This is a genomic window from Modestobacter altitudinis, from assembly GCF_005930475.1.
GTDB lineage: Bacteria > Actinomycetota > Actinomycetes > Mycobacteriales > Geodermatophilaceae > Modestobacter > Modestobacter altitudinis.
Map to the genome: position 1 here is coordinate 1 of NZ_SJEW01000141.1, position 2,208 is coordinate 2,208.

Annotated in this window: 2 protein-coding genes; both read right to left on the minus strand. The window is 74.8% G+C overall.

What is annotated here, in order from left to right; genetic code table 11:
- Positions 1–161: 161 nt before the first annotated feature.
- A complete protein-coding gene (locus tag FHL79_RS24780) occupies positions 162–980 on the minus strand; it encodes a response regulator transcription factor (RefSeq protein WP_138761210.1) in 819 nt (272 codons plus the stop codon).
- A 189-nt stretch (positions 981–1,169) separates the two neighbouring features.
- Complete coding sequence (locus FHL79_RS24785; protein ID WP_246081226.1) at positions 1,170–1,865, minus strand: LuxR C-terminal-related transcriptional regulator; 696 nt, start codon at positions 1,863–1,865, stop codon at positions 1,170–1,172.
- Positions 1,866–2,208 lie beyond the last annotated feature (343 nt).

Consider the following 2,208-nt stretch of genomic DNA (forward strand, 5'->3'; position numbering starts at 1 on the left):
GGAGCTGCGCACCCCGGGTGTGGCGGCCATCGTCGACGGCGGGCAGGCGGCGTGGGTGCTCGCCGGCTTCCTCGTCGTCTTCACCGCGCTGACCGGCCTGCTCCTCACCCGCCGCGACGTCGTCTGAGGAAGGCGCCCCTTCCGGGTCCGGGAGGAGGCCGTCAGGCGGCCGGGGAGTGGTCGCGGTTGAGCAGGATCGCCAGCTGGGTGCGGGTGCGGACGTCGAGGCGGCGCATCACCGCGGTGAGGTGGCTCTTGACCGTGGCCGGGCTCAGGAACAGCCGGCTGGCGATCTCCTCGTTGCTCAGCCCCTCGGCCACCAGCGCGGCCACGTCCCGCTGCCGTTCGGTGAGCCGGTCCAGCGCCCGCTCCTCGCAACCGGTCTGGTCGGCGTCACCGGTCAGGTAGCGCACGAGCTGACTGGCCACCGCGGAGTCCAGCGCGGTCTCCTTGCGGGCGAGCGCGCGGACGGCCTCCACGAGCCGGCACGCCGCAGCCCGGCGCGGCAGGAAGCCCCGGACCCCGGCCTGGAGCACCTCCATCATCCCCGAGTCGGGTCGGTCGCCGGTCTCGGCGAGCACCAGCACCCCGGCCCCGCGCTGGCACAGGTCCCGCAGCAGCGGGAGGCTGGAGCCGCCCAGCAGCCCCTGCCGGACGACCACCACCTGGTTGCCCGGGCCGTCGGTGACCTGGACCGCCTCCTGGAGCTGGCTGGTCTCCGCGACGACCGCGATGTCGGGCTGCGCCTCGAGCACCACCCGCAGGCCGAGCCGGAAGACCTCCTGGTCCTCGCACAGCAGCACCCGGACCAGGGTGCGCGGTGGCCGGGTCGTCCGCGGCCGGAGGGGCAGCTCCGTGCTCCGCAGCCCGGGGGCCAGCGCCACCTCCCGCAACAGGACGCGGTTCTGGCCCTCGTCCGCGGGTTCGCGCAGGTGCAGCCTGCCGTGGCTCGCCCGGGACCCGCCGTGGTCCGTGCTCATGAGGACTCCCCCTGTCCCGCGAGCGCCGTCGCCACCCTCCCCCGGGAGGGCGGATCCGGTACCCGTCCGTCTCAACGGTGGGGGAACGGTAGCGAACAACTGGTCCCCCGTCCTGGCCTTCGTCCATACCGGACACAGCAGATGCACAGAGGGCCGCGCGCGCGGCGTGTCGTTTCGCTCCGCAGCGACTCAGCCCCTCGACGAGCCGGGCCCGCGCCCGTCGCCGGGCCGGGTGGACCGGTGGAAGTGGATCGCCAGCTGCGTCCGGTCGCGCAGCCCCAAACGCCGCAGGGCGACGGTGATGTGGCCCTTGACGGTCGCCCGGCTGACGTTGAGCCGGTCGGCGATCTCCGCGTTGGTCAGGCCCTCGGCGACCAGCCGGGAGACGCTCTGCTGCCGCGCGGTCAACGGGCCGCTGTGCGGGGCAGGCCCGCCGTCCGGCGACCGGGGCCCGTCGTCGAGGCGGTGCAGCAGCTCCCCGGTCGCGGCCGCGTCGAGCACCGTCTCGCCCTGCGCCACGGCACGCACCCCCTCGATGAGGCGCTGCGGGGTCACGGTCGTGTGCACGTACCCGCTCGCGCCCGCCTGCAGCGCGTCGATGAGGTCGCTGCCGGCGCCGGGCTCGCCGAGCAGCACCACCCGGATCCCCATCGCGGTCAACGCCCGGACGAGGTCCTGGACGACCGGCCCGTGCGCACCGAGGCCGATGACGGTCACGTCCGGCCGCGCGCTCGTGGCGAGGGCGAGGGCCTCGGCTGCGCCCGCCGCCTCGGCGACCACGATGAGGTCCGGCGCTCGGAGCAGCACCGTCCGCAGGCCGTGCCGGAGCACCTCGTGGTCGTCACAGATCAGCACCTGGACCGGTGCGCCCACGCGCGGTGTCACCACGTCGTCCTCGGTCCCTGACAGCACACGACCACCCCCCGCGGCCTCACTGGGCGTGCCGAGCAACGGGTCGCCGCTCATGCGTGTCAACTCCGCTCCGGACGGCGCCCGTCGATGAGCCACCTACGTCGGTGCCACCGCAAGTTAGGGGATGCCCCCAGGTCAGCGCCACAGTCGACCGCGCGTCGCCGGGGAACGGGCCGACGGTTCATACCCGGGTAGGGGGTCGAGCCCTGCGGAGAGTCGGGAGAACCCGCCAGGAGTGGCAGAGCCGACGGCCAGACAGCGGGGGGCGCGGGCTCGGTCCGGGTGCGGTCGCGCTCCCTGAGGCGGATGACCCACC